We start from the raw sequence: 1,275 nt of genomic DNA on the forward strand, positions 1-1,275 counted from the left end.
GGCCTTCGGAGCTCTGTGCCGTCGTGTACCAGGCCTGCCCGCTTCCGGCGCCGCCGTCGTACGAATGCCAGCTCCAGTACTTGATCGTCCCGGGGTAGTTCCTCGAAACGAATCGGACCTCGGGGTGGTGGCCGTCCGAGTCGATGTCGAGGGCGGTGAGCCCCAGGTCCACCTCCCCTGTGGTGCCCTTGCTGTACCACCGGTAGCCGAGCTCTCCCTGGGCCCCGGAGGAGGTGCAGTCCAGGTAGCGCCAGTCGGAGTTGCCCTGTGCGGCCTGCGCGCTGCCGGCTGTGGTCACCGCGAGAAGCATGGCGGCACCGACGCTCAGCGGAATCATGTATTTGCGCATGAAGTTATCCCCCGTGAAGTCAATTCTAAGATCGAGATCGGCAGTCTTTCCCTTGCCGAGTCGACTGTCAAGGACGGAAAGAGCAGTATAGGGCGACCGGGTGCCGATGGGCGGGAATTATTCGGTACGAGGACTTCGGGTGGTGAAATGCAAATGACAGGTATGTCGCGTACCCCCATTCGGAACAGAGCATTCCGAACGTGTACAGCGCCCGACAGATGGGCCACGTCGCCGAGTCCGGTCAGTGGGGTCTGCGAGTTGGTGGCCTTTGTCCCTGCTCTCTCTCCCCCCCGGTACATCAGCACGGCACTCAACGCCCCCGCAAGGCGGCAGGAGTCCACCCTGGCGACGGCGTTCAAGCTCCTCGGGTCTTCAAGTCCTCGACGCAGACCTCCCACGCGGCTGGAAGACACGCGGCCTGGGCTGAGGCCCGGCCGACAAAGTATGATCAAGCGATGTCTGACATGACCGAGACCACACCCGGCTGGCTGACCACGGACGAGCTGGCCATGGCCAGGGCTCAGATGCCCATCCTGTACGTCGAGGCCGTGCCTGTGCGCGTGGACGAGCGCGGCGACGTCACCAGCATCGGACTGCTCCTACGGATCGGCGCCGGTGGAACCATCAGTCGCACACTGGTATCCGGCCGTGTCATGCACCACGAGCGGGTCCGTGACGCGCTACTACGCCACTTGGAAAAGGACCTTGGCCCGATGGCGCTGCCGCGCGTACCTGTCTCTCCGCAGCCCTTCACGGTCGCCGAATACTTCCCCACAGCGGGCATCACCGCGTACCACGACCCGCGCCAACACGCGGTCTCTCTCGCGTACGTGGTGCCGGTGACCGGCGATTGCCGCCCGCGGCAGGACGCGCTGGACCTCGTCTGGTTCAGCCCGCAAGACGCAGCCTCGCCAGCTGTGCAGAGC

The 1,275-nt window shown here is 64.9% G+C and carries 2 protein-coding genes; one reads left to right on the forward strand and one right to left on the reverse strand.

What is annotated here, in order from left to right; all coding sequences use genetic code 11:
* Positions 1–349: hypothetical protein (locus ACFVXE_RS39140; protein WP_389678579.1), on the reverse strand; the 349-nt coding region annotated here is incomplete at its 3' end.
* A 464-nt stretch (positions 350–813) separates the two neighbouring features.
* Here ACFVXE_RS39140 and ACFVXE_RS39145 point away from each other — a divergent pair.
* Positions 814–1,275: NUDIX hydrolase family protein (locus ACFVXE_RS39145; RefSeq protein ID WP_389678581.1), on the forward strand; the 462-nt coding region annotated here is incomplete at its 3' end.

The organism is Streptomyces sp. NPDC058231, assembly GCF_042882275.1.
GTDB lineage: Bacteria > Actinomycetota > Actinomycetes > Streptomycetales > Streptomycetaceae > Streptomyces.